Genomic DNA, 24,193 nt, shown 5'->3' on the forward strand with positions numbered 1-24,193 from the left:
AAACAAAAAAGGGAAGTTTAAACTTCCCTTTTTTGTTTTCATTAAAATTTCATTTTCTCAACTTCAAGAGCCGTTTCCTCAACCTTGTCTCCCAATTCCTTTTTGAATCGGACAAGCGCTTGTGTCAGTTCAGTATCTGATGTACCCAGAATCTGAGCTGCTAGTATTCCGGCATTCTTTGCTGCATTCAGTGCTACTGTTGCTACAGGTATACCATTAGGCATCTGCAGAATAGACAATACAGAGTCCCAGCCATCAATGGAATTTGAAGATTTAACAGGTACTCCGATGACAGGTAAATGTGTAATAGAAGCAACCATGCCCGGCAAATGAGCAGCTCCACCTGCACCAGCCACTATGACTTTGAGGCCACGCTCCGCAGCACTTGCTGCATAATCAAACATACGCTGAGGCGTACGGTGTGCTGACACGATAGTCACTTCAAAAGATACACCCAATGTTTTAAGGACTTCCACCGCGTCCTGCATGACAGGAAGGTCTGATTTACTTCCCATTATAATCCCCACTAAAGGCTTATTATCTGAACTCATTATTTTTATGCTTTTACTTTTAATATTTCCTGAACTTTCCGGGCATTGCTGATAGCCAGTTCCCTGTTATCATTCACAATACATACATGGCCCATTTTCCGGAAAGGCTTTGTATACTTTTTACCATATAAATGCAGATACACACCTTCCATATCCAGGATTTCTTCTATCCCTTCATATTTTGCCAGGCCTTCATATCCTTCTTCCCCCAACAAATTGATCATCACTGCATTGCTACGTGTGCTGGTATTGCCCAAAGGCAAATTAAAAATAGCCCGTAAATGTTGTGCAAACTGAGAAGTATAGTTTCCTTCTATCGTCTGATGGCCGCTGTTATGAGGTCTCGGAGCCAGTTCGTTTACCAGAATCTCGCCTTGCTTTGTTAAGAACATTTCGACAGCCAGTAACCCTACAATCTGCAGATCATTGGCGATCTTTTTAGCAATTTCCTCTGCCTGTTGCTGAATTTCAAAACTCAATGTTGACGGAGAGATCAGAAACTCGACCAGATTAGCTTGTGGGTTGAATTCCATTTCAACTAACGGAAATGCTGAAATGTCTCCTCTGTCATTACGGGCAACGATCACAGCAATCTCTTTTTCAAAATCAATCCACTCCTCTATCATGCTCGGCTCTTCAAATGCATGTTCCAGATCTTCTTGTGAAGAAATCTTTTTCACTCCCTTTCCATCATATCCGTCTTTTCTCAATTTCTGAATATAAGGAATACTAATATTTGCATTCAGGAGATTCTCCTTTGTAGAAATCAGCTGAAAAGGCGCTGTAGGAATGTCATTTTGTTTGAAGAATTGCTTCTGTAAACCTTTATCCTGAATTAATCTGATAACACGTGATTGCGGAAATACCTGCACACCTTCTTCCTCCAGTTTTTCCAATGCATCCACATTTACCTTTTCAATCTCAATAGTAAGCATATCGAGATCTTTACCAAAATTATATACGGTATGGAAATCGCCTAATGATCCAACTTCGAATCGGTTACACAATTTGCGACATGGGGCATTCTTATCCGGATCGAGGACGTGTATATTAACATTATAATTAATTGCTTCCTGGATGACCATGCGTCCCAATTGTCCGCCGCCCAAAATCCCTAATTGCAACTCACCATAAAAATCTTTTGCCATAAATAATTTTATCTTTTATACGCTAGCGTGAAACAAGGTTTCACCTAAAATACTTTCTTTTTCTATTTTCTTTTGTAATTCTAAAAATGCACCAATTAATGCTTCCGGACGTGGAGGACAGCCCTGTACATATACATCGACCGGAATGATCCTGTCCACTCCTTTTACGACATGATAACCGTGCTGCCAGTAAGGACCTCCGCAATTGGAACATGAACCCATCGAAATTACATACTTAGGTTCTGGCATCTGCTCATAAAGCTTACGGATACGGTCAGCCATTTTAAAGGTAACTGTGCCGGCAATGATCATGACATCTGACTGACGCGGAGAAGGCCTCGGAAATACACCGAGTCTATCCAGATCGTATGTTGAGGCCATAGCACCCATCATTTCAATCGCACAGCAGGCAATACCAAAACTGACAGGCCACATAGATGATAGTCTTGCCCAATTAAGCAGGTCATCCAGCTTAGCCACTACTACACCATTATTTTGTAATTGATTTTCTATGCTCATGTTGATGCTCCCGGTTTTTTAAATGCAGGTTTGAACCCGATTTTCGGTTTGCTTTCTACTTTAGGCTGATCGGATGTCTCATCTGCAGTTTGAGCAGTCGCTTTATAATCCCGGACAGCGTATGTCTTATTATTCAATGCGTCATAAGCTCCTGCCGGAATATTCACCTGTACCGATGGTCGTACATGTGTAGGTTTCACCCAATCCAGATCTCCTTTACGCCAGACATATACTAACCCTAAAACTAAAATCCCAAGGAACATTGCCATTTCGATCATGGTAAACCATCCCCAACGCATATCAGCATTAATAAATTCGCTCTGTCCGAAAACAGTAGCCCAGGGGAATACAAATATCAATTCGACATCAAACAATAGAAAGACTAAGGCAATTACATAAAAACGGGGATTAAATTGAATCCAGGCAGTTCCCTGAGATTCCTCACCACATTCATATGTACTTAATTTTTCGGGATTAGGTTTTTTAGGGGAAATTAATTTCGCAAGAAATATGGTCGCACACACCAACAGGATTCCTACCAAAGCAATGATAAGGATCTTGCCGTATTCTGATAACTGCGCGGGATCATCCATAACACAAAATTAGCATTTTTTTATTACTAAAATAAGCAAAGTCTGACAGACTTTGCTTATTTCCTGTAATTTTATAATCTCGTTTTTTTATTACTTAAAAAAACGTGCCTGTTGACATATTCACTATCTGCCCGGCATTTTAGGCATATTACGCATCATTTTAGCCGCCATAGCCGGATTAGACATCTGCTTCATTACTTTACGCATGTCACCAAACTGTTTCATCAGTTTATTAACTTCATTGATGTCTGTACCGGATCCTTTTGCGATACGGATACGACGTTTCTGATCAATTGCATCCGGATTTTCACGCTCAAAAGGAGTCATAGAATCAATAATCGCTTCAATAGGTTTGAAAGCATTATCATCTACCTCTACGTCTTTTAAAGCCTTACCAACGCCCGGAATCATTCCCATCAGGTCTTTCATATTACCCATCTTCTTGATTTGCTGAATCTGGGATTTAAAGTCATTGAAATCAAATTTATTCTTACGTATTTTTTTCTGAAGTTCCGCAGCCTGCTTTTCATCAAATTGCTGCTGAGCACGTTCTACTAAAGATACAACGTCACCCATCCCCAGAATACGGGAAGCCATACGATCCGGATAAAAGACATCCAGTGCCTCCATCTTCTCTCCTGTACCGATAAATTTGATTGGCTTATTGACAACAGATTTAATAGATAAAGCCGCACCGCCGCGGGTATCACCGTCTAACTTAGTCAGTACTACTCCTGTAAAGTCCAGACGGTCGTTGAATGCCTTAGCTGTATTTACAGCATCCTGTCCTGTCATCGAATCCACAACAAATAAGATCTCCTGAGGCTTGGTTGCTTCTTTTACAGCAGTAATTTCAACCATCAGTGCTTCATCGATAGCCAGACGTCCGGCCGTATCGATAATCACCACATTATGACCATTACGTTTTGCTTCTTCCACACCGGCCTGCGCAATAGCAATAGGATCATTAGATTCACGGTTTACAAATACAGGAACCCCTACCTGACCACCTAACACTTCTAACTGGTCAATAGCTGCAGGACGATATACGTCACCCGCAACCAATAAAGGTTTCTTTCCTTTTTTATCTTTCAGGTAACTGGCAAGCTTTCCTGAAAACGTAGTTTTACCTGCACCGTTAAGACCAGCAATAAGAATAACAGTAGGATTTTTTGATATATCCAATTCCGTTACTGCCCCGCCCATAAGTTCGGTCAGCTCATCATTCATGATCTTGGTCAGCAACTGACCCGGAGAGATGCTGGTCAGTACATTCTGACCAAGCGCTTTTTGTTTTACATCATCTGTAAAACTTTTAGCTGTTTTATAGTTAACGTCCGCATCCAATAAGGCCTTACGGATTTCCTTCATTGTCTCCGCGACGTTGATTTCTGTAATATTACCCTGACCTTTTAATACTTTAAAGGCTCTATCTAGTTTATCCTGAAGATTCTGAAACATGATAATTGAAAGTCTTTTTCTTGATAAGGGACAAAGTTACAAAATTGCCTTGAAATGAATAACATACTTTACATGTAAAGATTTGCTTCGGACAGCTCTGTATCCATCAACCCTTGTCTGTTTTGAAAATCAAAAAGGCAAATGATAGTCATTTGCCTTTTGAATATTAAACAACGATGAAGAAGTTTAGTCTCTTCGTCCCCCCATCAGAATGGAAGCATAATAAAGTAACGTGACTAATGCAGATAATGCAGCAACCACGTAAGTCATTGCAGCCCACTTCAATGCATCCTTTGCTCCGTCATGTTCTTCCCTGCTATGGGTAATACCAGCGGTATTCAACCAGGCCAAAGCACGGTTAGAGGCATCAAACTCGACAGGAAGAGTTATAAAACTAAATACTGTCGTAATAGCCAAAGCACCCACACCTATGGCAAGCAACCAGTAATTACCTCCCTTGGATATAGCAAACATAATAACACCTGCCATCAGAATCCAGGAAGTCAGTTTCGAGGCAAAGCCTACAACCGGCACCATCGCCGATCTGAACTGCAGCCATGAATAAGCTGTGGCATGCTGAACGGCGTGACCGCATTCATGTGCTGCGACCGCTGCTGCAGCCACACTTCTGCCTTCATACACTTCAGGACTAAGATTTACAGTTTTATTCTGCGGATTATAATGGTCTGTCAACTGTCCATCCACAGATATCACCTGCACATCATAAATGCCATTATCATTTAACATCTTTTGAGCGATCTCTTTCCCAGACAACCCGCTTGATAAAGGTGTCTCTGAATACTGCTTAAACTTATTCTTAAATCTCCACTGGACAACAAAACTCACAATCATGATGCCCACAAATAATATTATATACATATCTTTTCTGTTTTTCTGTTTATATATAAATCTTATCAAATCATATTCCAATCGTTGCAGATCGGAACTTTTGCAACCCCTAAGATACAAAAATGACAGAATGTCTCAAAAAGAACTGTTACTTGTGAGCTACACATGACGATTATTCATTTTATTATTTTCTGAAATTGATAAAAATCTCTGGAGAACAAAAAAAATCGTCCGGAAGAATTATCAACCGGACGATTTTAATCATTAAACATTTAATAAAATGAATATTTAAAACACGTTCTTATCCTGTTTGAAGAATCATATTATGCTCTTCAATCATTCGTCTCAGATTACTCAATGCATAGCGCATCCGCCCTAATGCTGTATTGATACTGACCTCTGTAATATCTGCAATTTCTTTGAAGCTCATTTCACAGAAATGACGCATAATAAGCACCTCTTTCTGATCGTCAGGCAAGAGTTGTATAATTTTGCGTAAATCGATATCACGTTGATTTTTCACCATTCTGGATTCCGCATTTTCATCTGCAAACTGCAGCACTTCGAAAATATCAAAACCATCTGCATTTACCACAGAAGGCGCTCTCTTTTCGCGTCTGAAATGGTCAATTACCATATTATGTGCAATACGCATCACCCAGGGCAAAAACTTACCCTCATCATTATAACGACCAGCCTTTAATGTATTGATTACCTTAATAAAGGTTTCCTGAAAGATATCTTCTGCAAGATGTTCATCCTTAACCTGAAGATAAATAGAAGTATAGATTTTTGATTTATATCGGTCCAGCAAAACTTCCAAACCAGATTCATCACCACCTATATAAGCATGAATTAACTCTTGATCACTCTTCTTTTTATTTAATAGTTTCATAACGTTTTCCCCAACATTTAACAGTTAGCATTCTATTAATAAGCACTGAATTTTAAGAGTAAATTTTCCCTATAGGCGATTTTATTTTAGTTTTTTGTTCTGTTTGATAGTTCAAATCAAAAGAAAATAATTGGTTATTCAAATTTAAGAACTGTTTTTTAACATTTCTTCACATTTGCTTTACACTTGTATTTTATCAAAAAAGGCATTGTAATGTATTACAATGCCTCTTTATTTATCATACCTCTGTTTCCTATTTGTAAAGCGGAAATTCAGCCATCATTTCTCTCACTTTGCTGTGGATTTTATCCAGTTCAGCATCGTTTGCGTGATTATTGATCGCACTGTCGATCAATTCACCAATCTGAAGAATTTCTGCTTCCTTGATTCCGCGGGTAGTGATAGCAGCAGTACCAAAACGTACGCCTGAAGTGACGAATGGAGAACGTGTATCAAAAGGAACCATATTTTTATTTGTGGTGATTCCAGCTTTACCTAATACAGCTTCAGCCTCTTTACCTGAAATATCTTTATTACGAAGGTCTACCAACATTAAATGGTTATCAGTACCTCCTGAAATAATATTATAATCTCTTTCTACAAAAAACTGAGCAAGAGCTGCAGCATTTTTCTTCACCTGAACAATGTAGTTCATGTAATCATCAGATAGTGCTTCACCGTAAGCAATAGCTTTTGCAGCGATAGTATGCTCCAATGGTCCACCCTGCGTACCCGGGAATACAGCAAGATCTAATAATTGAGTCATTGTACGGATTTCTCCTTTTGGAGTCTTGATTCCCCATGGATTTTCGAAATCTTTCCCCACCATGATCATCCCTCCACGTGGTCCGCGAAGTGTTTTATGGGTAGTAGTAGTTACGATATGACAATGAGGAAGCGGATCATTTAACAAACCGCGTGCGATCAATCCTGAAGGGTGAGAGATATCAGCAACAACCAATGCTCCGATCTCATCTGCTACACTACGAATACGTGCATAATCCCAGTCACGTGAGTAAGCGGAGGCACCGCAGATAATTACTTTTGGTTTTTCGCGACGTGCAGTTTCTTCTAATTGTTTATAGTCGATAAGTCCTGTTTCCTTTTCTACACCGTAGAATACAGGCTCATACAATTTACCTGAAAAGTTTGCCGGAGAACCATGAGTAAGGTGTCCGCCATGAGATAGATCAAAACCTAGAATCTTATCTCCCGGTTTTAAAATAGCAAGGAAAACCGCAGCATTAGCCTGTGCTCCTGAATGTGGTTGAACATTCACCCATTCAGCACCAAACAATTGCTTTGCGCGATCGATGGCAATCGTCTCAATTTCGTCAACGACTTCGCATCCGCCATAGTATCTTTTGCCCGGAAGGCCTTCTGCATACTTGTTGGTCAATACTGAACCTGCCGCTTCCATAACTTGTTTCGAAACAAAGTTTTCCGATGCAATTAATTCAATGCCCTCTTCCTGACGCTTCAACTCGTCGTTGATAAGATTAAATATGGCCTGATCTCTTTCCATTTTATTCTTTTAAATAGTGAATTATTATACTTTTAGATTGAAAATGCAAATATAGTACAATACTTAAAAATATTCAGTGTCAAGATTTTATTTATTTCAACCAATCGTCAAAATAATTTTGATTTTGGCATAGAACTATGTATGTAACGGATTATTGCTAATAGCGGTAAATCCCCTTTTTACCGGTTAGCTTCCTGCTTGAGAATCAATTGTGTGGTCTGATAAGGATCGGGACGTAAAGTACTCAGAAATTTCAACACCTCTTCCGCATATGCTTCCTGTGTATCTGTAGCATCGTTCAATGCCTTGTTCAGCAGAATCACTGTATTTTCTTTCAGCAGTCTGACGGCTTCCCAGGCATCAGCAGAAACATACAGCTGTTGTGTAAAATTATACTGAAATTCATTTTCTACTTCCTGAATCAGCCGTAAATGTAAAGTTCGCACGTTTTGGTTCTCCTCCAGATGGCGGGCTATTAAGTTACGGGGTTCTATTCTACCCGTAAACAACAATAACCGCTCATATGCACCTGCTTTTAAATGCTCTCTTTCACCTGTCGCACTTCCCTTTTGATCCGACATTTTCTTATCCAGCATTTTTATTTTGATAATCAGAGCCTCTATCTTAGGCCACACTAGCCTGAATGCAAGGATTAATCCGGCACAAACGCCAAAAGCAATTAAAAACAAATTCTTAAAAAATTCAATATAATCCATATCCCTTATAATGTTTACAAAGTGTCAAAAATTGTGTTCAATCACAAAACTGGCTAAAAATATGTATTTTTGTTTAGTTGACTTTAAAATAAATAACGATGAGTACAGAGAATATTGTTGATAAAGCTCCACTTACCCTGACAGAAGGTGCTGTTAAGGAATTAAAAAAGTTAAGAGACCAACAAGAGATTTCGGAAGACTTCGGTTTACGTGTTGGTGTCGAAGGCGGTGGTTGCTCAGGTATGAGCTATATATTAGGTTTTGACCAAAAGAAAGAGGGAGATACAGAATACGAAATCCAGGGGATCCGTATTTTTATGAATAAAGCACACGGCTTATATCTGGCCGGTATGGAAGTAGATTTTAGAAATGGTCTCGATGCAAGAGGATTTACATTTAATAATCCGAATGCAACCAGTACCTGCGGGTGCGGAAGTTCATTTTCTGCATAAAAACTACCTTTACATAAAATAAACGGCGCCCTGAAATCGAAATTCAGGGCGCCGTTTATTTTACACCACTAAAACCGCCGGAGAAACAAACCCTGTAAAAGCTTATTTATCTGATAGTTTCATCAATTATACGGTTCAACAAATGCAATCGAACACCGTGTTATTGTTTTTTCAGGGATATTCATCTAAACTTAGCACCTTTCATTAAAAATGCGTAAATTTGCAACCTTAAAAACAGAAGACAAATTACTGATGTACAAGGAATATAAGCAGCTCAATTTGCCTGAGATCGGCAAAGAAATATTAGAACGATGGGAACGTGAACATATCTTTGAAAAAAGTATTAGTAACCGTCCCGCGAGTAAACCGTATACTTTCTATGAAGGACCTCCGTCTGCAAATGGTATGCCCGGAATTCACCATGCCATGGCTCGTTCAATCAAAGATATTTTCTGTCGCTATAAAACCCTGAAAGGTTATCAGGTCAAACGTAAGGGAGGATGGGATACCCATGGACTTCCTATAGAACTTGCTGTCGAAAAAACATTGGGTATCACAAAAGAAGATATAGGCAAGAAAATATCTGTAGAAGAATACAATGCAGCGTGTCGTAAAGAAGTCATGAAATACACCGATGTGTGGAATGACCTTACGATTAAAATGGGATATTGGGTGGACCTTGAAAACCCATATATCACTTATGAAAATGAATACATAGAGACGCTTTGGTATCTGTTGAAAGAGCTGTACAAAAAAGGACTTTTATATAAAGGATATACGATACAGCCCTATTCACCTGCTGCAGGAACTGGACTAAGTTCTCACGAACTGAATCAACCTGAAACATACAAAGATGTAAAAGACACTACAATTGTTGCGGAATTCAGACTGATAAAAGATCAGATCCATCCGGCAATGGAAAAACTGGTGGAAGATATTGTAGAAGATGTGGCATTTATTGCCTGGACTACGACACCATGGACTTTGCCGTCGAATACAGCTCTTGTTGTTGGTAAGAAGATCACATATGTCAAAATTAAAACGTTCAATCAATATACCGGAAGCCCTGTATCGGTAATTCTGGCCAAAGATCTGATTGCTAAACACTTTAAAGCTGATGGTAAAGATGCGTCCTTTCAGGATTACAATCTAGGCGATAAAATCATTCCATGGGAAGTTGCAGCAGAGTTTACAGGTGAAGAACTGGTAGGCTTACGCTATGAACAATTGCTGCCTTATATCACAAATGAAGAATTACAGGAAAAAGCTTTCCGTGTGATTCCTGGTGATTTTGTGACAACAGAAGACGGTACAGGTATCGTACACGCCGCTCCTACCTATGGTGCAGATGACTTTAGAGTTGCCAAAGAGAATGATGTACCTGGCATTCTTGTAAAGGATGAAAATGGCAAGGAAGTTCCTACAGTAGACAGAACAGGACGCTTTGTAAAAGAGATTACTGATTTTGCAGGACGCTTTGTAAAAGAAGAATATTATTCGGATGCAGCACGTGCAGACAAAGACTTCAGACCTACAGATGTATTGATCGCAATCAAACTGAAAGAGGAAAACAAAGCATTTGATGTAAAAAAATACGAACACACCTATCCACATTGCTGGCGTACAGACAAACCTGTCTTGTACTATCCGCTGGATAGCTGGTTTATCCGTACTACGGCTGTAAAAGAAGATCTGGTATCGTTGAACAAAACGATCAACTGGAAACCAGAAGCAACCGGATCAGGACGATTTGGTAACTGGCTGGAAAATCTGGTTGACTGGAATCTTTCCCGTTCCCGTTACTGGGGCACACCTCTTCCGATCTGGAGATCAGAAGATGAGAACGAAGAAATCTGCATAGGTTCTCTTCCGGAATTAAAGTCACTACTGGAAGCATCGTTGGATTCAGCAGTATTATCGGAAGATGAAAAAGCAAAAAATAAAGCTTATCTGGATAAGTTTGGTACAGAAACGCTGGACTTACACCGTCCTTATGTAGATGATATCGTACTGGTATCTGATGGCGGTCAGAAGTTGTTCCGTGAACCTGATCTGATCGATGTCTGGTTTGATTCCGGAGCAATGCCTTATGCACAATGGGGACTGGATCACGATAAGCTGGCTCGTGGTGAAGAATACCCGTTCAAAGACGGCTTCGAATCCGCATTCCCTGCAGATTTCATCGCAGAGGGTGTAGATCAGACCCGCGGATGGTTCTTTACCCTTCATGCGATTTCTACTATGCTACGCAAATCCGTAGCCTTCAAGAATGTAGTTTCAAATGGACTGGTACTGGACAAAAACGGCAACAAAATGTCCAAGCGTCTTGGAAATGGTGTAGATCCGTTTGCGACAATCGACCATTACAGTGCAGATGCTACACGTTGGTACATGATCAGTAATGCCGCACCATGGGACAACCTTAAATTCAATACAGAAGGACTGGATGAAGTACGCCGTAAATTCTTCGGAACGTTGTATAATACCTATGCGTTCTTCGCTTTGTATGCAAATATTGACAAATTTGCCTATACAGAACCGGATATTGCAATTGAAAGCCGTCCTGAAATAGATCGTTGGATTATTTCACTGTTAAATAGCCTGACTAAAGAAGTAGACGAATATCTGGCAGACTACGAGCCTACAAAAGCAGCCCGTGCAATTCAGAATTTTGTGGATGAGCACTTAAGCAACTGGTATGTACGCCTGTGTCGCAGACGCTTCTGGAAAGGTGAATATTCCGAAGACAAAATATCGGCCTATCAGACACTGTATACTTGTCTGAATACCATAGCCAAACTGATGTCTCCGATCTCTCCGTTCTTCTCAGATCGTTTATTTCTGGATCTGAATGAAGTAACGAAAAAAGAAACTGTGGAGTCTGTACATCTGGCTAATTTCCCGGAATACCACGAGCATTTGGTAGATCGTGATCTGGAAGAGAGAATGGCTCTTGCACAGGATATCTCATCATTAACGTTATCGTTAAGAAAGAAAACAGGTATTAATGTACGCCAACCACTGAATAAAATCCTTGTTCCGGTACTGGATAATGCGTTTCAGGAAAAAGTCGAAAAAGTAAAGGATCTTATTCTTTCTGAGACAAATATAAAAGATATCGAGTTTATCACAGACACGACGGGGATTATTAAGAAAAAAATAAAACCCAATTTCAAAGCTCTTGGCTCGAAAGTTGGTAAGGATATGAAGTTAGTAACAACGGCAATTAATAATCTGACTCCCGACCTTATAAGTACACTGGAAAAAGAAGGATCAATTGCATTAGCAGATACTCCTTATACCATTACAACGGAAGATGTGGAAATCATTGCCGAAGATGTGGAAGGATGGCAAGTGGCTAATCTGGGTAAATTAACTGTCGCGTTAGATGTACATATCACGGAAGCATTGAAAAAAGAAGGATTGTCCCGTGAACTGATCAACAGACTTCAGAATCTGAGAAAAGAAAAAGGACTGGAAGTAACGGACAGAATTAAAGTAACCTTAACTTCAGATGCGGAAATAACTGCAGCAGCCACAGAAAATTTATCGTATATTTGCGCTGAAATTCTGGCAGATACACTGGATTTTGAGGAAACTCTTACATCAGGAGACAAAATAGAAATTGACGAAAAAGAACTAACAGTATTAATCGTAAAAGTTTAAATTATGGCAGATAACACAGAAAAAACTCGCTACAGCGATGTAGAACTGCAAGAGTTCAAAAGCATTATTTTAGAAAAATTGCGTGTTGCTAAGGAAGAACTTTCTTCGTTAACAAAATCATTAAACAACAGCAACGCAAATGGTACTGATGATACGGCTGGTACGTATAAAACATTAGAAGATGGTTCTGCCACTTTAGAAAAAGAACAGACCAATCAGTTAGCGGCCAGACAGAAGAAATTTATTGACAATCTGGAAGCAGCACTGGTACGTATTGAAAACAAGACTTATGGTATATGCCGTGAAACAGGAAAATTGATTCAGAAAGAAAGACTGAAAGCTGTTCCGCATACTACACTAAGTATTGAAGCGAAAAACAAACAATATTAATTAAAACAAACCCTAAGTGGATCCGGCGAAAAGCCTGATCCACTTTTTGACATATATGAAAGGCTATACCAAACCCATTCTTCTTATTGTTATTATTCTGCTGATAGATCAGATCTCCAAGTTCTGGGTCAAACTCAATATGACCATTGGTCAGAGTTACAAAATCCTGGGAGAATACTTTCAAATACATTTTATTGAAAACAATGGAATGGCCTATGGTATGGAATTCGGTGGCGAAGCAGGTAAATTATTTCTGACACTGTTCAGAATCATAGCTGTAGCCGGTATCGGATATGGGCTTCACTACATGATCAAACACAAATACAACAGAGGGTTTATTATGAATGTCGCCCTGATATTGGCTGGAGCAACGGGTAATATCATCGATTCCACTTTCTATGGAATGATCTTTAGCGAAAGTACCTGGTACAATACGGCAACATTGTTCCCTGCAGGAGGAGGTTACGAAACCATCTTTCATGGAAAAGTTGTAGACATGCTTTATTTTCCGTTGATCAGCGGGCATTTCCCTACCTGGTTTCCGATATGGGGAGGAGAAGAGTTCTTATTCTTCCGTCCTATCTTTAATATAGCCGACTCAGCTATATCTGTAGGAGTAGTATTAATACTCCTATTCCAGAAGAGATACTTTAAAGTAGAACACGAGGAAAAATCAAGTGTCCACAGCGAAATGCTGGAAGACTAAATTCCTCCGAAACATAACTCATGAATATTCAGGATAATTTGACACCCCGTAATTATCCTGAATATTTATCCTTATCAGGTAAAAGAATTGCAACAGTTCTGTTAAAGCAATCCTTTCTTCTCTCTCAATCCGCTAACATTCCTATCTTTGCGCTATGTTAAAACGTCATCTAACCCTAACGGCTGTTTTTATTTTTTCCCTGTTCCTACTTGGAATAAAAACTGGCTATGCACAAGAAATCGATCAGCGTATATTGAAGAAACACATTTATTTTCTGGCTTCAGACAAAATGAAAGGAAGAGGTACAGGCAGTAAAGAAGTGAAAAAGGCGGCTGATTATATTGAAAAACAATTCAGAAAGTATGGATTGACTCCGAAAGGAGAAAAAGGCTACCGCCAGACATTTACAGCAAAAGTACGCCGTGTAGTGGTGCCGGACAGCATCCGCCAGGCAGACAATATCATTGGATTTATAGATAACGGAGCTGCGTACACGGTAGTAGTCGGTGCACATTATGATCATCTGGGAACCGGACATCAGGGAAGCTCAAAAGATTCTTTGGGAGTAGGCAAAATCCACAACGGCGCAGACGACAATGCGTCAGGTACAGCAGCTCTGCTGGAAATGGCTCGTCATTACAGCACAAACAATATAAAAGAAAATTACAATCTGCTGTTTATAGCATTTGGTGCGGAAGAGTTAGGATTAGTTGGGTCCAGATATTTTACCGAACATCCTACTCTGCCATTAGATCAGATCACCGCTATGCTGAATATGGATATGATAGGCCGCTACAATCCACAGCAGGGAGTAGCTGTCATTGGATATGGCACCAGCAAAAAATGGCCGGAAATATTTGAAGGGATCAAACCAGCCATCAAATACTACACAGGTCACGACGGCAATGGCGGCTCAGATCAGACCTCTTTCTACAAAAAAGATATTCCGGTACTGTTCTTTCACACCGGAGGACATCCGGACTATCATATGCCAACAGATGATGCAGACAAAATCGATTATCTATCTTTAAAAGGTATTATCGAACTGGAACTTATGGTCATAGATAATATCATGAAACAGCAGCAAAAATTAGATTTTCAGTTTACCAACTAATCCGTCAGATGAGCAAGAGCACAGTACTGATCACCGGATCGAACGGCTTTTTAGGGCAAAAACTGACAGACCTCTTGTCAGCAGATTCCCGGTATGAAGTCATTGCCATTTCTAAAGGAGAGAACCGAAATCCCAATCAGGCAGACTATACTTTTAGACAGCTGGACATTCTGGATACAGCATCATTAGATAATATACTGCAGCAATATAAGCCTGCATCCATCATCCATACCGCAGCCTTGACAAGCGTAGAAGCCTGTGAGGAACAACCCGAACTATGCCAGCGTCTGAATATTGATGTTGTAGCACAACTGGGAAGATATGCAGCGCTGAACAACAGTTATCTGGTACATCTATCTACGGACTTTGTATTTGACGGAAAAAACGGACCTTATAAAGAGGACGATCCGACAAATCCGTTAAGTGCGTATGGTAAAAGTAAAGTCGATTCAGAAAAGGCGCTTGCGCTGACTCAATGCAAATATGCTATACTCCGCACCATTCTGGTATACGGGATTATTGCAGATGAGAAAAGATCTAATCTGGTATTATGGGCCAAAGATAAACTCAGTAAACAAGAAGCTATAAAGGTAGTCAATGACCAGTGGCGGATGCCTACATTTGTGGATGATCTGGCAAGAGCCTGTAAATCTGCTATCGAAAAGCAAGAAACAGGTATCTTTCACATCTCCGGAGAAGAAATGATGACGATCGCAGATGCGGTATATACGATAGCTGATTTCTGGAATTTTGACCGTACGTATATCAGTGAGATATCAGCCGCTACAATAGGACAAACAGCGAACAGACCACGCAAAACCGGATTTGATCTGTCAAAAGCAAAACATCTGTTAGACTACCGGCCTACTCCTTTTAGAGAAAGTCTGCATCTGATTGACCAGCAATTCAAAACATTCAGACCATTGAATGGTTAAGTAAAAATATATGAAATCAAAAACTGCAAAGGAATCTTACATGGTGATGAACGAGCTTGTTCTCCCCAATGATACCAATACATTTAATAATCTGATGGGAGGGCGCCTGCTCTACTGGATGGATATCTGTTCTGCAATGGCAGCTCAGAAACATGCAAATAGCCCTGTGGTCACTGTGTCTGTAGACAATGTGTCTTTCAAAAGATCCATCAAACTGGGAGAAGTGTTGACAATAGAAGCTCAGGTGACCCGCGCTTTTAATACATCTCTGGAAGTACGGATGGAAGTATTCGCTCAGAATCTGCCGCTAGGTACAAAAGTAAAATCTAATGAAGCTTATTATACATTTGTAGCTGTCGATGAGAATACGCAACCACAGCCTATACCTGAGCTGATTCCGGAAACAGAAAAAGAACACAAATTATATGATGAAGCTTTACAGCGTCGGGAACTCAGACTTATACTTGCGGGAAAAATCAAACCTCAGCATGCTACGGGGATCAAAAAGCTGCTGAAAATGTTGGAACAAAAGGATTAAATCAGACTATAGAGATGAGTATATATCATTATAAAATACTCATCTCTATAGCTTATAAAAGTTGGAGAATCTCTGGATAGGAAGCTATACGAAGTGATATGAATGAAGAGTCATCTGATCACTATACTAATATTCTAATTACCGAGCTCTACTATTCTGTCAAATTCTTCCGGCTTCAACGGCATAACCGAAAGTCTTCCCTGACGTACTAATGCGACATCCTGCAACAGTGTATCACTTTTAATCTGTTCCAGTGTCACAGGATTTTTGAACGTCTCCACCGGAGCAAGATCCACCACTACCCAACGTTCATCTTCTGTCGTTGGATCCTGATAAAATTCTTTTACTACTTTAGCGATACCGACTACTTCTTTTCCTTCATTGCTATGATAGAAAAGTACCAGATCACCTTCCTTCATTGCTTTTATATTATTTCGGGCCTGATAATTACGCACTCCGTCCCAAAAGGTCTGTCCATCTTTATTAAACTGCTCCCAGCTGTATTTGAAAGGCTCAGACTTTACTAAAAAGTAATTCATATACTAAATATCTAACTATTGTTGTTGTTCCAGAACTTCCATTTTCTCTGCAAAATGTGCGCAATAATCACGAAGATCACCAATCACTTTATCAGCCATAGGATCACCACCAGCCGAACGGATAAACGTATCGCCCAAAGTCTGCAATGTCTCATAAAAGAAACGTTTCATTTCGTCATATGGCATATCCTTGGTCCAAAGATCAATACGCATGGAGTTTTTATATTGCGCATCCCATAATGCCAAAAACATGGCCTTTGCAGGAAGTTCGTCTGAAGACTCGCCATCACTGGATGTCCAGTGAATAGTCTCAGGGACATTTTGCTCGTCTAATTCTATCTGTAATTTAATTTCTGCCTTTTTCATACTCTTTATATTCTTATCAATACGGTGACAATACCTACCACCAAAATAAATCCTATTTCAAACATCCACACACGTTTCAGATCCTTTATCCACACTCTGAATAAAAGATCCACAACAGCCAATACAACAACCAGCACCCCTAACCAGGGAATAGAGATCATCGCTGTTTCCGGGTGTCCCAGTTCACTAAAAAACCAAACCAGAATACAGGCCAGCGTGATATTTAACGGTGTTAGTTTCAGTCCCATTATTTACTAGGCTTGAAAGCTTTTCCCTTCTTCTTTTTTCCTGTTCCCGTTGTCTTCTTTGTTCCTGCTTTCTTTACAGGCTTAGGTTTTCCACCTCCATTAAGCATATATTTTTTCTCATGAAAAGCTCCTTTGAAATCAGGATCATCTTTTTTCTTCTGATTATCAATTTCACGAGCTATAGCCTGACGTTCCTCAAAACCTGTTTTTTCAACAAAAACTTCTTCCGGGATTTCAAGAACCGGAATCGATTGACGGATAAGTTTTTCGATCTTCCTTACATAATATTCTTCGGCAGGATTACTGAACGTGATTGCATCTCCTTCATTGAATGCACGCCCGGTACGTCCAATACGATGCACATAATCTTCAATAACTATTGGTACTTCAAAATTGATCACATGACTCACATTAGAAACATCCAGACCACGTGCAGCTACATCCGTAGCAACCAGAATCCTGATATTACCTTCTTTAAATGCATTGATCGAGTTGATACGTGTATTCTGACCCTTATTGGCATGAATAACTCTCACCTGCTCTGTACCATATTTACGTTCCAGAAAATGAAATACATTATCTGCTACAGTCTTTGTTTTACAGAATACAATAAGACGGTGAAAAGATTCATCATCCTTCAGAAGATGCTGTAAGAGATTGAGTTTTGTTTTTTGATTAGGCACCTTATAGACAGCCTGCTGTACTGTCTTAGCCGGAGTAGCCTGTTCCGTAACTTCGATTACTGTAGGAAAGGCCAGAAAATCTCCTGCAATTTTGCGCACAAGTTCACTCATTGTTGCAGAAAACAACAGATTTTGTCTTTTCCGGGGAACGACTTCCAGTATACGGTGGATTTTAGAAATAAAACCCATATCCATCATTTTATCGGCCTCATCCATAACCAGAAATTTCAGAGACTTCACATTGATATGTCCTTCCAGATAAAGATCTAGAAATCTACCCGGAGTAGCTACAATAATATCGACCCCTTTTTCCAGGTTTTCAATTTGCGTTTTAGGTCCCAGGCCACCATACAGTACTACAGTACGCAGATCAAGATATTTTGAAAACAATTGTATATGTTCTTCGATCTGCATGGCCAACTCCCGCGTAGGAGATAAGATAAGCGCACGCATATCCTTACCTTGCGCATATTTCAGCTTCATCAACATAGGCAACACGAACGCGGCTGTTTTACCCGTTCCCGTCTGCGCTATCCCCATAATATCCTGCCCTGCCAGAACAGGGGTAATAGCCTTCTGCTGTATCTCCGTCGGAACGGAATAGCCAGCTTCTGAGATAGCATTGAGGATCTGTTTATTGAACTTGAAATCTTCAAAAGAGTTTTGCATTTGGCAAAGATAGCGAAAAGCATTTATATGAAAAGGTCACATTACCATCAGATTTGACCGGAGACACTATGCCATACAAGCCTGACAGAGGTTACGGCGAACGATTTGAGGGATGACATAAAACTCATCTTTTTCTGATTATGCAACCCTCAGATTTTGATTTAAACCTATTTTAAAGCAACTTTGTCCTAGATATAAAAGAACTTAAAAGGTTGATATGAAAAAATTATGGATTTTCGTACTGCTATTTGCAGTAAGTCTAAGCTCATTTGCCGACGAGGGGATGTGGTTTTTAATGCACATCAAGCGTCTAAATATGGCAGATATGCAGAAAAAAGGCTTAAAATTAACAGCTGAAGAAATTTACAGCATTAACAATTCCAGTCTTAAAGATGCGATTGTACAATTCAACGGAGGATGTACAGCAGAGATCGTGTCCAATCAAGGTCTGGTGTTTACCAATCACCACTGTGGATATGGTGCTATCGCCGAATTGTCTACACCGGAGAATGACCACTTAACAAACGGATTCTGGGCTAAAACAAAAGCGGAAGAATTAAAACCAAAATCCTTATTTGTACGTTTTTTCGTACGTATGGACGATGTATCAAAGCGTATTCTTGGTCTTGTAAATGATAAAATGACCGAAAAGGAACGTGAGAAAATCATTAATCAGGAGATTGCTAAAATCCAGACAGAAAACAGCGAAGGCGGTAAGTATGTAGTATCTGTAAGATCTTTCTACAATGGAAATGAGTATTACTACTTCGTTTATCAGGATTATACAGATGTTCGCCTTGTAGGTACGCCTCCAAACAGCATCGGTAAATTCGGAGGTGATACAGACAACTGGGAATGGCCACGCCATACCGGAGATTTTTCTATCTTCCGTGTATACGGAGACAAAGACGGCAACCCGGCACAGTATTCCAAAGAGAATGTTCCATTGAAGCCAAAACACTTTCTTCCTGTCAGTCTGAAAGGCTTTAAGGATAACGATTTTGCTATGATTCTGGGATATCCCGGCCGTACAAACAGATGGATGCCTTCAGCAGGTATTGAGCAGAATGTAAAATTTGCTTATCCGGCGTGGGTTGAATCTTCAAAAACAGGTCTGGATGCTATGAAAAAATATATGGATCGGGATCAGGAAGTAAAAATTAACTATGCTTCCAAGTACTCAGGTGTTGCCAACTACTGGAAAAACCGCCAGGGTATGATCGATGCATTAACCTTCCATAAGACAGCTGCCACAAAAGCAGTAGAAGAAGCTAAATTCAACAAATGGGCTAACAAAGCTGCCAACAAAGCAAAGTATGGTGATGTTATCAAAACCATCAACGATTATTACGCAGCTACTAATGAAAAAGCAAGACATGACAATTACCTTACCGGTATGATCCGCTCTTCAACTTTCGCTGCACTTCCGGCGAATCTGGGTGGAGGTCTTGCTCAATATGCAAAAGAAAATGAAGCAAAAAGATCAGAGATGCTTCCTAAGCTAAATGCTTTCATTCAGGATTCGTATGAAAAACTATATCAGCCTTTGGAAATAGAAGTATTGACACAAGAGCTTAATCTGTATGCTAAGAAAGGTGGTGCTATTGCTCCTTACATTGCAACGTTAGCAAGCAAAAATGGCGGAGATTTCCATAAGGATGTAGAGCAGGCATTTGCAACAAGTATCTTCGCTTCATCTGAAAAAGTAAATGCTTTTCTTGCCAACCCTGATGCTGCAGCTGTAGCACAAGATCCGTTGTTCCTTATTTCTTCAGCTTTAATGACCAAATACCGTGAAGTATTGCCTGGTCAGGAAGAAGCCGAAGGAAAATTCCAGGCCGCACACCGCAAATACATCGCCGGTGTACTGGAATCAAATCCAAAAGGAAAATATTATCCTGATGCGAACAGTACTTTACGTTTGACATATGGTTCGATAATGGCCCTTCCTCCAAATGCAAAAAATGATGCAGCGGAAAATTACTACACGACCCTAAAAGGAACTATTGCAAAGTACAAAAAAGGAGACGAAGAATTTGACCTTCCGCAACGTCTCATTGATCTTTACAATGCAAAAGACTTTGGTCGCTATGCAGACAAAAAAGGATATATGCCTGTTAATTTCCTGAGCAACAACGATATTACCGGAGGAAATTCAGGATCTCCTGTAATTAACGGCAATGGAGAATTAATTGGCCTGGCTTTTGATGGTAACATTGAGGCAATGGCCGGAGATGTGATCTTCGATCCAAAACTACAACGTACAATATCTGTAGATATCCGTTATGTATTATTTATCATTGATAAGTTTGCTGGAGCTACAAATATTATTGAAGAACTGAAAATTGTAGAATAACTGCTATTAAATAACTTTTTTCAGCAAAAAAAGATGAAAAAATATTTATGCTTTCATTGCTTTTTGTATATTTATAACATCGTTTGAGGATTAATTAAAGAAAACTATAATTATATTAATTAAAAATGGAAAACTACACTAAATTAAAAGAGCTGGTAGCTTCAATCGAAGCAGATGCGGACAAATTTTTCAACAACGGAAACGCTGCTGCAGGTACGCGTGTACGTAAAGGTTTACAAGAAATCAAAACTTTAGCGCAAGACATCCGTAACGAAGTTACTGCTAAGAAAAACGACGGAAAATAATTTCAATTTTCGGAGATAGAAAATCCTTATCCTTTACGGGTAAGGATTTTTTATTTTAAATGAGTTTGTCTAATTTAATTCTATGGAACGTGCTACATTTGATGCATCGCTTTTGCATCCTAAACCACCCGCAGATTTTTCGGTTCACCTTCAGTCGCTGTGGTATGATGCTAAAGGAGACTGGCAGACCGCACATGATCTTATAGATCAGTTACACGACCCGGTATCCGCACATATACATGCTTATCTTCACCGCAAAGAAGGAGACAAATGGAATGCCGGCTATTGGTATAACAAAGCAAAACAACCTGTTTTCTCCTCATCTCTGTCAGCAGAATGGGAACATTTGTTCGATCTGTACAACGGCAGATAACGGACTCCATTCTATTGTAACCTTATCTTTCCTGCAAACAAAAGTATATCTTCATTCGTATAGTAATGGATAACCAATAACTATACGTCATGAAAACCTTGCTTTTTACTCTTATCATTGCGCTATATAGCCTGTCACCTGTATCTGCTCAGCAACCGTCTTTAGAAGGAGCTTATCTTTCATCAAAGGATGGAACTACAGAACTCTGGTTATTTAAAGATCAATATTGTACCTATACTCAATTCAGTGAAAATAATTTTGTTTACACCTGGGGAGGACCTATTCAGGCTGATACTCAGGGAATACAGGTATTAGTAGAATTTAATTCTCAGGATCCTGATAAAGTTGGTAGTAAGCAGTTATTCAAATCAAAAATGGCCGGAAATACATTAACGCTGAATGAACATACCTATACAAAAGCAGCAGGAAAAGCACAGAATCTGGACGGTTTATGGCGAATCACGGGTAGAAAAGAAGGAGAAAATATCAACAGCATTAAAAGAGGTGACCGCAAAACCATTAAAATATTGGTAGATGGTTATTTTCAGTGGATCGCTATCAATCCTGCTCAAAAAGGATTCTACGGAACCGGAGGAGGCAACTACTCTTTTCAGAATAACCAATACACAGAAAAACTGCTATTTTTCTCCAGGGATAATAGCCGTGTGGGCGCCACCCTTAGCTTCCGGGGAGAGTTAAAAGGTAATGACTGGCATCACAGCGGTAAAAGCTCAAAGGGTGATCCGATCTTTGAGATCTGGAGCAGAGAATCGCAATAAACCAAAAGCGCTGTCCGGTAAACGGACAGCGCTTTTGGATACAATGTCATTTTATTTTATCCGAACAGGTCAGAGCTCAGATACCGGTCTCCACGATCACAGGCAATAAATACAATTACACCTTCCTCAAGTTCATTTGCGACTTTGAGTGCAGCAGCAAACGCACCGCCTGTACTCATTCCTGCAAATATTCCTTCTCTTTTTACAAGTTCACGGGACATCTGTGTAGATTCAGCCTGTGAAATATCAATAACCCGGTCCACACGGGACGCATCAAATATTTTAGGCAGATATTCCTGAGGCCACCTGCGAATACCGGGAATAGAAGATTCCTCCGTAGGCTGACAGCCTACAATCTGGATATCAGCATTTTTCTCTTTCAGAAACATTGAATTCCCCATAATGGTGCCCGTCGTTCCCATCGCACTCACAAAATGGGTAATCTTTCCTTCTGTATCTCGCCATATCTCTGGTCCGGTTGTCTTGATATGTGCTTTATAATTATCAGGATTTGCAAATTGATTTAGAATAAAATACTCACCTGAAGCAGCTTTATCTTCCGCATAATCCCTGCAAATCTCCATAGATTCCAGAAGTGTCACTTTAGCTCCAAAGGCCTCCATTGTGAGTGTTCGTTCACGTGTAGACGTGCTGGGCATTACCAATTCCAGGCTTAAGCCATACATACCTGCAATCATCGCTAATGCAATACCAGTATTACCACTGGTCGCCTCTATAAGTTTGGATTCCTTCGTAATCTCACCCCGTTCCAGAGCCGAGCGGATCATATTCAATGCAGCCCTGTCTTTAACGGATCCGGCCGGATTATTTCCCTCCATTTTGGCGTAGATTTTCACCTTTGGATTGTTATGAAACTTAGTAATCTCGACCAAAGGTGTATTTCCTATGGTATCTATTATATTTCCCATAATTATGTAAGTGGTTTAGCGTCAATAAATTTAGAATTAGCCTGATGGTAGACTGTTGTGTAGGGATCTGTACTGGAAGTCAGCCATACGTTACCTCCAATAATAGAATGATGCCCGATAACAGTCTCACCCCCCAGAATTGTTGCTCCGGAATAAATGATCACATGATCCTCTATTGTCGGATGACGCTTCAGATTAGCCATGTTTTTTTCTACACTTAAAGCGCCCAGAGTAACACCTTGATACAATTTAACATGATCTCCTATCACACTGGTCTCCCCGATTACTAATCCCGTACCATGATCGATATACAGATATTGCCCGATCGTCGCACCCGGATGAATATCTATGCCAGTCTTGGAATGTGCATACTCAGTAAGAATCCGCGGGATCAAAGGCACTCCTTGCTTATGCAGCTGGTTTGCCAACCGGAACACACTGATCGCCATAAATCCGGGGTATGTACGTATCACCTCACGAATGCTTTTCGCAGCAGGGTCTCCGGCTAATATAGATCGTGCATCCGTTAGCATAATTTCATAGAGCCCGGGCAAACAGGTAAAAAACACACGTGAAATCTCCTGATTATCACATTGTGAACAAGCCTTTGTACGGATCAGAAGATCAAAAAGTTCATTTTCAGATTGCTGAAAAGCAACTCTGATCTCTTCTACAGACTGGTAACTATTCGAGTTCCGCTCCGGAAAGAGCAAATGTAAAAGATTCATAGCCCATTGGGCTATTCGTTTATTAGAAGGCATATCCTGTACTTCCAGTTGCTTTGCATACAAATGGTCATAGAAGCTTTCCATATTTTTATCAGCAGACATATTTTATTTTTTTGAGCAAGTCAGTTATTTCCCATTATCAATGCGAATATCTTCCATG

Annotated in this window: 26 protein-coding genes; 11 read left to right on the forward strand and 15 right to left on the reverse strand. The window is 39.9% G+C overall.

All coding sequences use genetic code 11. The features are described 5' to 3' along the window. Positions 1 to 41 precede the first annotated feature (41 nt). The 9 genes from purE to I6J02_RS03755 all read right to left on the reverse strand — a co-directional run bounded on the left by purE (position 42) and on the right by I6J02_RS03755 (position 8,257). The gene (gene purE / locus I6J02_RS03715) at positions 42 to 551 is read right to left on the reverse strand and encodes a 5-(carboxyamino)imidazole ribonucleotide mutase (protein ID WP_201680513.1); all 510 of its coding nucleotides are present in this window, start codon (positions 549 to 551) and stop codon (positions 42 to 44) included. A gap of 5 nt (positions 552 to 556) precedes the next feature. Continuing rightward, the gene (locus I6J02_RS03720) at positions 557 to 1,699 is read right to left on the reverse strand and encodes a 5-(carboxyamino)imidazole ribonucleotide synthase (RefSeq protein ID WP_201680514.1); all 1,143 of its coding nucleotides are present in this window, start codon (positions 1,697 to 1,699) and stop codon (positions 557 to 559) included. Positions 1,700 to 1,714: 15 nt separating this feature from the next. Beyond that, entirely contained in the window at positions 1,715 to 2,218 is a 504-nt protein-coding gene (locus tag I6J02_RS03725; RefSeq protein WP_002992697.1) for an NADH-quinone oxidoreductase subunit B, read from the reverse strand. Next, a complete protein-coding gene (locus I6J02_RS03730) occupies positions 2,215 to 2,811 on the reverse strand; it encodes an NADH-quinone oxidoreductase subunit A (RefSeq protein ID WP_201680515.1) in 597 nt (198 codons plus the stop codon). The genes I6J02_RS03725 and I6J02_RS03730 overlap by 4 nt, the downstream gene beginning before the upstream one ends. Before the next feature lie 123 nt (positions 2,812 to 2,934). Next, positions 2,935 to 4,272, reverse strand: coding sequence for a signal recognition particle protein (gene ffh, locus I6J02_RS03735; RefSeq protein WP_201680516.1), 1,338 nt, complete (start codon positions 4,270 to 4,272; stop codon positions 2,935 to 2,937). 186 nt (positions 4,273 to 4,458) lie between these two features. Beyond that, positions 4,459 to 5,151 (reverse strand): zinc metallopeptidase, encoded by a 693-nt coding sequence (locus I6J02_RS03740; RefSeq protein WP_002992692.1) that lies wholly within the window; start codon positions 5,149 to 5,151, stop codon positions 4,459 to 4,461. A gap of 271 nt (positions 5,152 to 5,422) precedes the next feature. Continuing rightward, a complete protein-coding gene (locus I6J02_RS03745) occupies positions 5,423 to 6,016 on the reverse strand; it encodes an RNA polymerase sigma factor (protein ID WP_201680517.1) in 594 nt (197 codons plus the stop codon). A 253-nt stretch (positions 6,017 to 6,269) separates the two neighbouring features. Next, a complete protein-coding gene (gene glyA / locus I6J02_RS03750; RefSeq protein ID WP_201680518.1) occupies positions 6,270 to 7,541 on the reverse strand; it encodes a serine hydroxymethyltransferase in 1,272 nt (423 codons plus the stop codon). Between the two features lie 179 nt (positions 7,542 to 7,720). Next, complete coding sequence (locus tag I6J02_RS03755; RefSeq protein WP_201680519.1) at positions 7,721 to 8,257, reverse strand: hypothetical protein; 537 nt, start codon at positions 8,255 to 8,257, stop codon at positions 7,721 to 7,723. Positions 8,258 to 8,355: 98 nt separating this feature from the next. Between I6J02_RS03755 and I6J02_RS03760 the strand changes: the two genes are divergently transcribed. The 7 genes from I6J02_RS03760 (at position 8,356) to I6J02_RS03790 (ending at position 16,058) form a co-directional block, all read left to right on the forward strand. Continuing rightward, positions 8,356 to 8,709, forward strand: coding sequence for a HesB/IscA family protein (locus tag I6J02_RS03760; RefSeq protein ID WP_201680520.1), 354 nt, complete (start codon positions 8,356 to 8,358; stop codon positions 8,707 to 8,709). A 210-nt stretch (positions 8,710 to 8,919) separates the two neighbouring features. Then, entirely contained in the window at positions 8,920 to 12,375 is a 3,456-nt protein-coding gene (gene ileS / locus I6J02_RS03765; RefSeq protein ID WP_236582278.1) for an isoleucine--tRNA ligase, read from the forward strand. Positions 12,376 to 12,378: 3 nt separating this feature from the next. Continuing rightward, positions 12,379 to 12,765 carry a TraR/DksA family transcriptional regulator gene (locus tag I6J02_RS03770; RefSeq protein WP_002992681.1) on the forward strand — a complete coding sequence of 129 codons (387 nt, stop codon included), beginning with the start codon at positions 12,379 to 12,381 and terminating at the stop codon, positions 12,763 to 12,765. Between the two features lie 55 nt (positions 12,766 to 12,820). Continuing rightward, positions 12,821 to 13,471, forward strand: a complete 651-nt coding sequence (locus I6J02_RS03775; RefSeq protein ID WP_201681646.1) for a lipoprotein signal peptidase — start codon at positions 12,821 to 12,823, stop codon at positions 13,469 to 13,471. Between the two features lie 154 nt (positions 13,472 to 13,625). After that, positions 13,626 to 14,585: a M20/M25/M40 family metallo-hydrolase gene (locus tag I6J02_RS03780; protein WP_201680521.1), complete on the forward strand. Its 960-nt coding sequence runs from the start codon at positions 13,626 to 13,628 to the stop codon at positions 14,583 to 14,585. Between the two features lie 8 nt (positions 14,586 to 14,593). Further along, on the forward strand, positions 14,594 to 15,520 hold the full coding sequence (locus I6J02_RS03785; RefSeq protein WP_201680522.1) for an SDR family oxidoreductase: 927 nt from the start codon (positions 14,594 to 14,596) through the stop codon (positions 15,518 to 15,520). Between the two features lie 10 nt (positions 15,521 to 15,530). Beyond that, positions 15,531 to 16,058 carry an acyl-CoA thioesterase gene (locus tag I6J02_RS03790; RefSeq protein WP_115170423.1) on the forward strand — a complete coding sequence of 176 codons (528 nt, stop codon included), beginning with the start codon at positions 15,531 to 15,533 and terminating at the stop codon, positions 16,056 to 16,058. Between the two features lie 134 nt (positions 16,059 to 16,192). On the opposite strand, the gene I6J02_RS03795 is transcribed toward I6J02_RS03790, so the two are convergent. Genes I6J02_RS03795 through I6J02_RS03810 form a run of 4 tightly spaced genes read right to left on the reverse strand, consistent with a single transcriptional unit; the run spans position 16,193 to position 18,563 of the window. Next, positions 16,193 to 16,597, reverse strand: a complete 405-nt coding sequence (locus I6J02_RS03795; RefSeq protein WP_201680523.1) for an EVE domain-containing protein — start codon at positions 16,595 to 16,597, stop codon at positions 16,193 to 16,195. A gap of 15 nt (positions 16,598 to 16,612) precedes the next feature. Beyond that, the gene (gene gldC / locus I6J02_RS03800) at positions 16,613 to 16,963 is read right to left on the reverse strand and encodes a gliding motility protein GldC (protein ID WP_002992666.1); all 351 of its coding nucleotides are present in this window, start codon (positions 16,961 to 16,963) and stop codon (positions 16,613 to 16,615) included. Positions 16,964 to 16,968: 5 nt separating this feature from the next. After that, on the reverse strand, positions 16,969 to 17,211 hold the full coding sequence (locus I6J02_RS03805; protein ID WP_002992664.1) for a hypothetical protein: 243 nt from the start codon (positions 17,209 to 17,211) through the stop codon (positions 16,969 to 16,971). Beyond that, complete coding sequence (locus tag I6J02_RS03810) at positions 17,211 to 18,563, reverse strand: DEAD/DEAH box helicase (protein ID WP_201680524.1); 1,353 nt, start codon at positions 18,561 to 18,563, stop codon at positions 17,211 to 17,213. Before I6J02_RS03810 ends, I6J02_RS03805 begins: the two co-directional genes overlap by 1 nt. Positions 18,564 to 18,780: 217 nt before the next feature. Between I6J02_RS03810 and I6J02_RS03815 the strand changes: the two genes are divergently transcribed. From I6J02_RS03815 to I6J02_RS03830, 4 genes are all read left to right on the forward strand, one after another. Then, positions 18,781 to 20,919 carry a S46 family peptidase gene (locus tag I6J02_RS03815; RefSeq protein ID WP_201680525.1) on the forward strand — a complete coding sequence of 713 codons (2,139 nt, stop codon included), beginning with the start codon at positions 18,781 to 18,783 and terminating at the stop codon, positions 20,917 to 20,919. 125 nt (positions 20,920 to 21,044) lie between these two features. Further along, positions 21,045 to 21,224, forward strand: a complete 180-nt coding sequence (locus tag I6J02_RS03820; RefSeq protein WP_002992655.1) for a hypothetical protein — start codon at positions 21,045 to 21,047, stop codon at positions 21,222 to 21,224. A gap of 82 nt (positions 21,225 to 21,306) precedes the next feature. After that, the gene (locus I6J02_RS03825) at positions 21,307 to 21,597 is read left to right on the forward strand and encodes a hypothetical protein (protein ID WP_201680526.1); all 291 of its coding nucleotides are present in this window, start codon (positions 21,307 to 21,309) and stop codon (positions 21,595 to 21,597) included. Between the two features lie 89 nt (positions 21,598 to 21,686). After that, complete coding sequence (locus tag I6J02_RS03830; protein WP_201680527.1) at positions 21,687 to 22,376, forward strand: hypothetical protein; 690 nt, start codon at positions 21,687 to 21,689, stop codon at positions 22,374 to 22,376. A 56-nt stretch (positions 22,377 to 22,432) separates the two neighbouring features. Here I6J02_RS03830 and cysM read toward each other — a convergent pair whose 3' ends face one another. Both cysM and I6J02_RS03840 read right to left on the reverse strand, forming a co-directional pair. Further along, positions 22,433 to 23,305 (reverse strand): cysteine synthase CysM, encoded by an 873-nt coding sequence (cysM, locus tag I6J02_RS03835; protein ID WP_201680528.1) that lies wholly within the window; start codon positions 23,303 to 23,305, stop codon positions 22,433 to 22,435. Positions 23,306 to 23,307: 2 nt separating this feature from the next. Next, entirely contained in the window at positions 23,308 to 24,135 is an 828-nt protein-coding gene (locus I6J02_RS03840; RefSeq protein WP_201680529.1) for a serine O-acetyltransferase, read from the reverse strand. Positions 24,136 to 24,193 lie beyond the last annotated feature (58 nt).

This window comes from Sphingobacterium spiritivorum (assembly GCF_016725325.1).
In the GTDB taxonomy this organism is placed as follows: domain Bacteria; phylum Bacteroidota; class Bacteroidia; order Sphingobacteriales; family Sphingobacteriaceae; genus Sphingobacterium.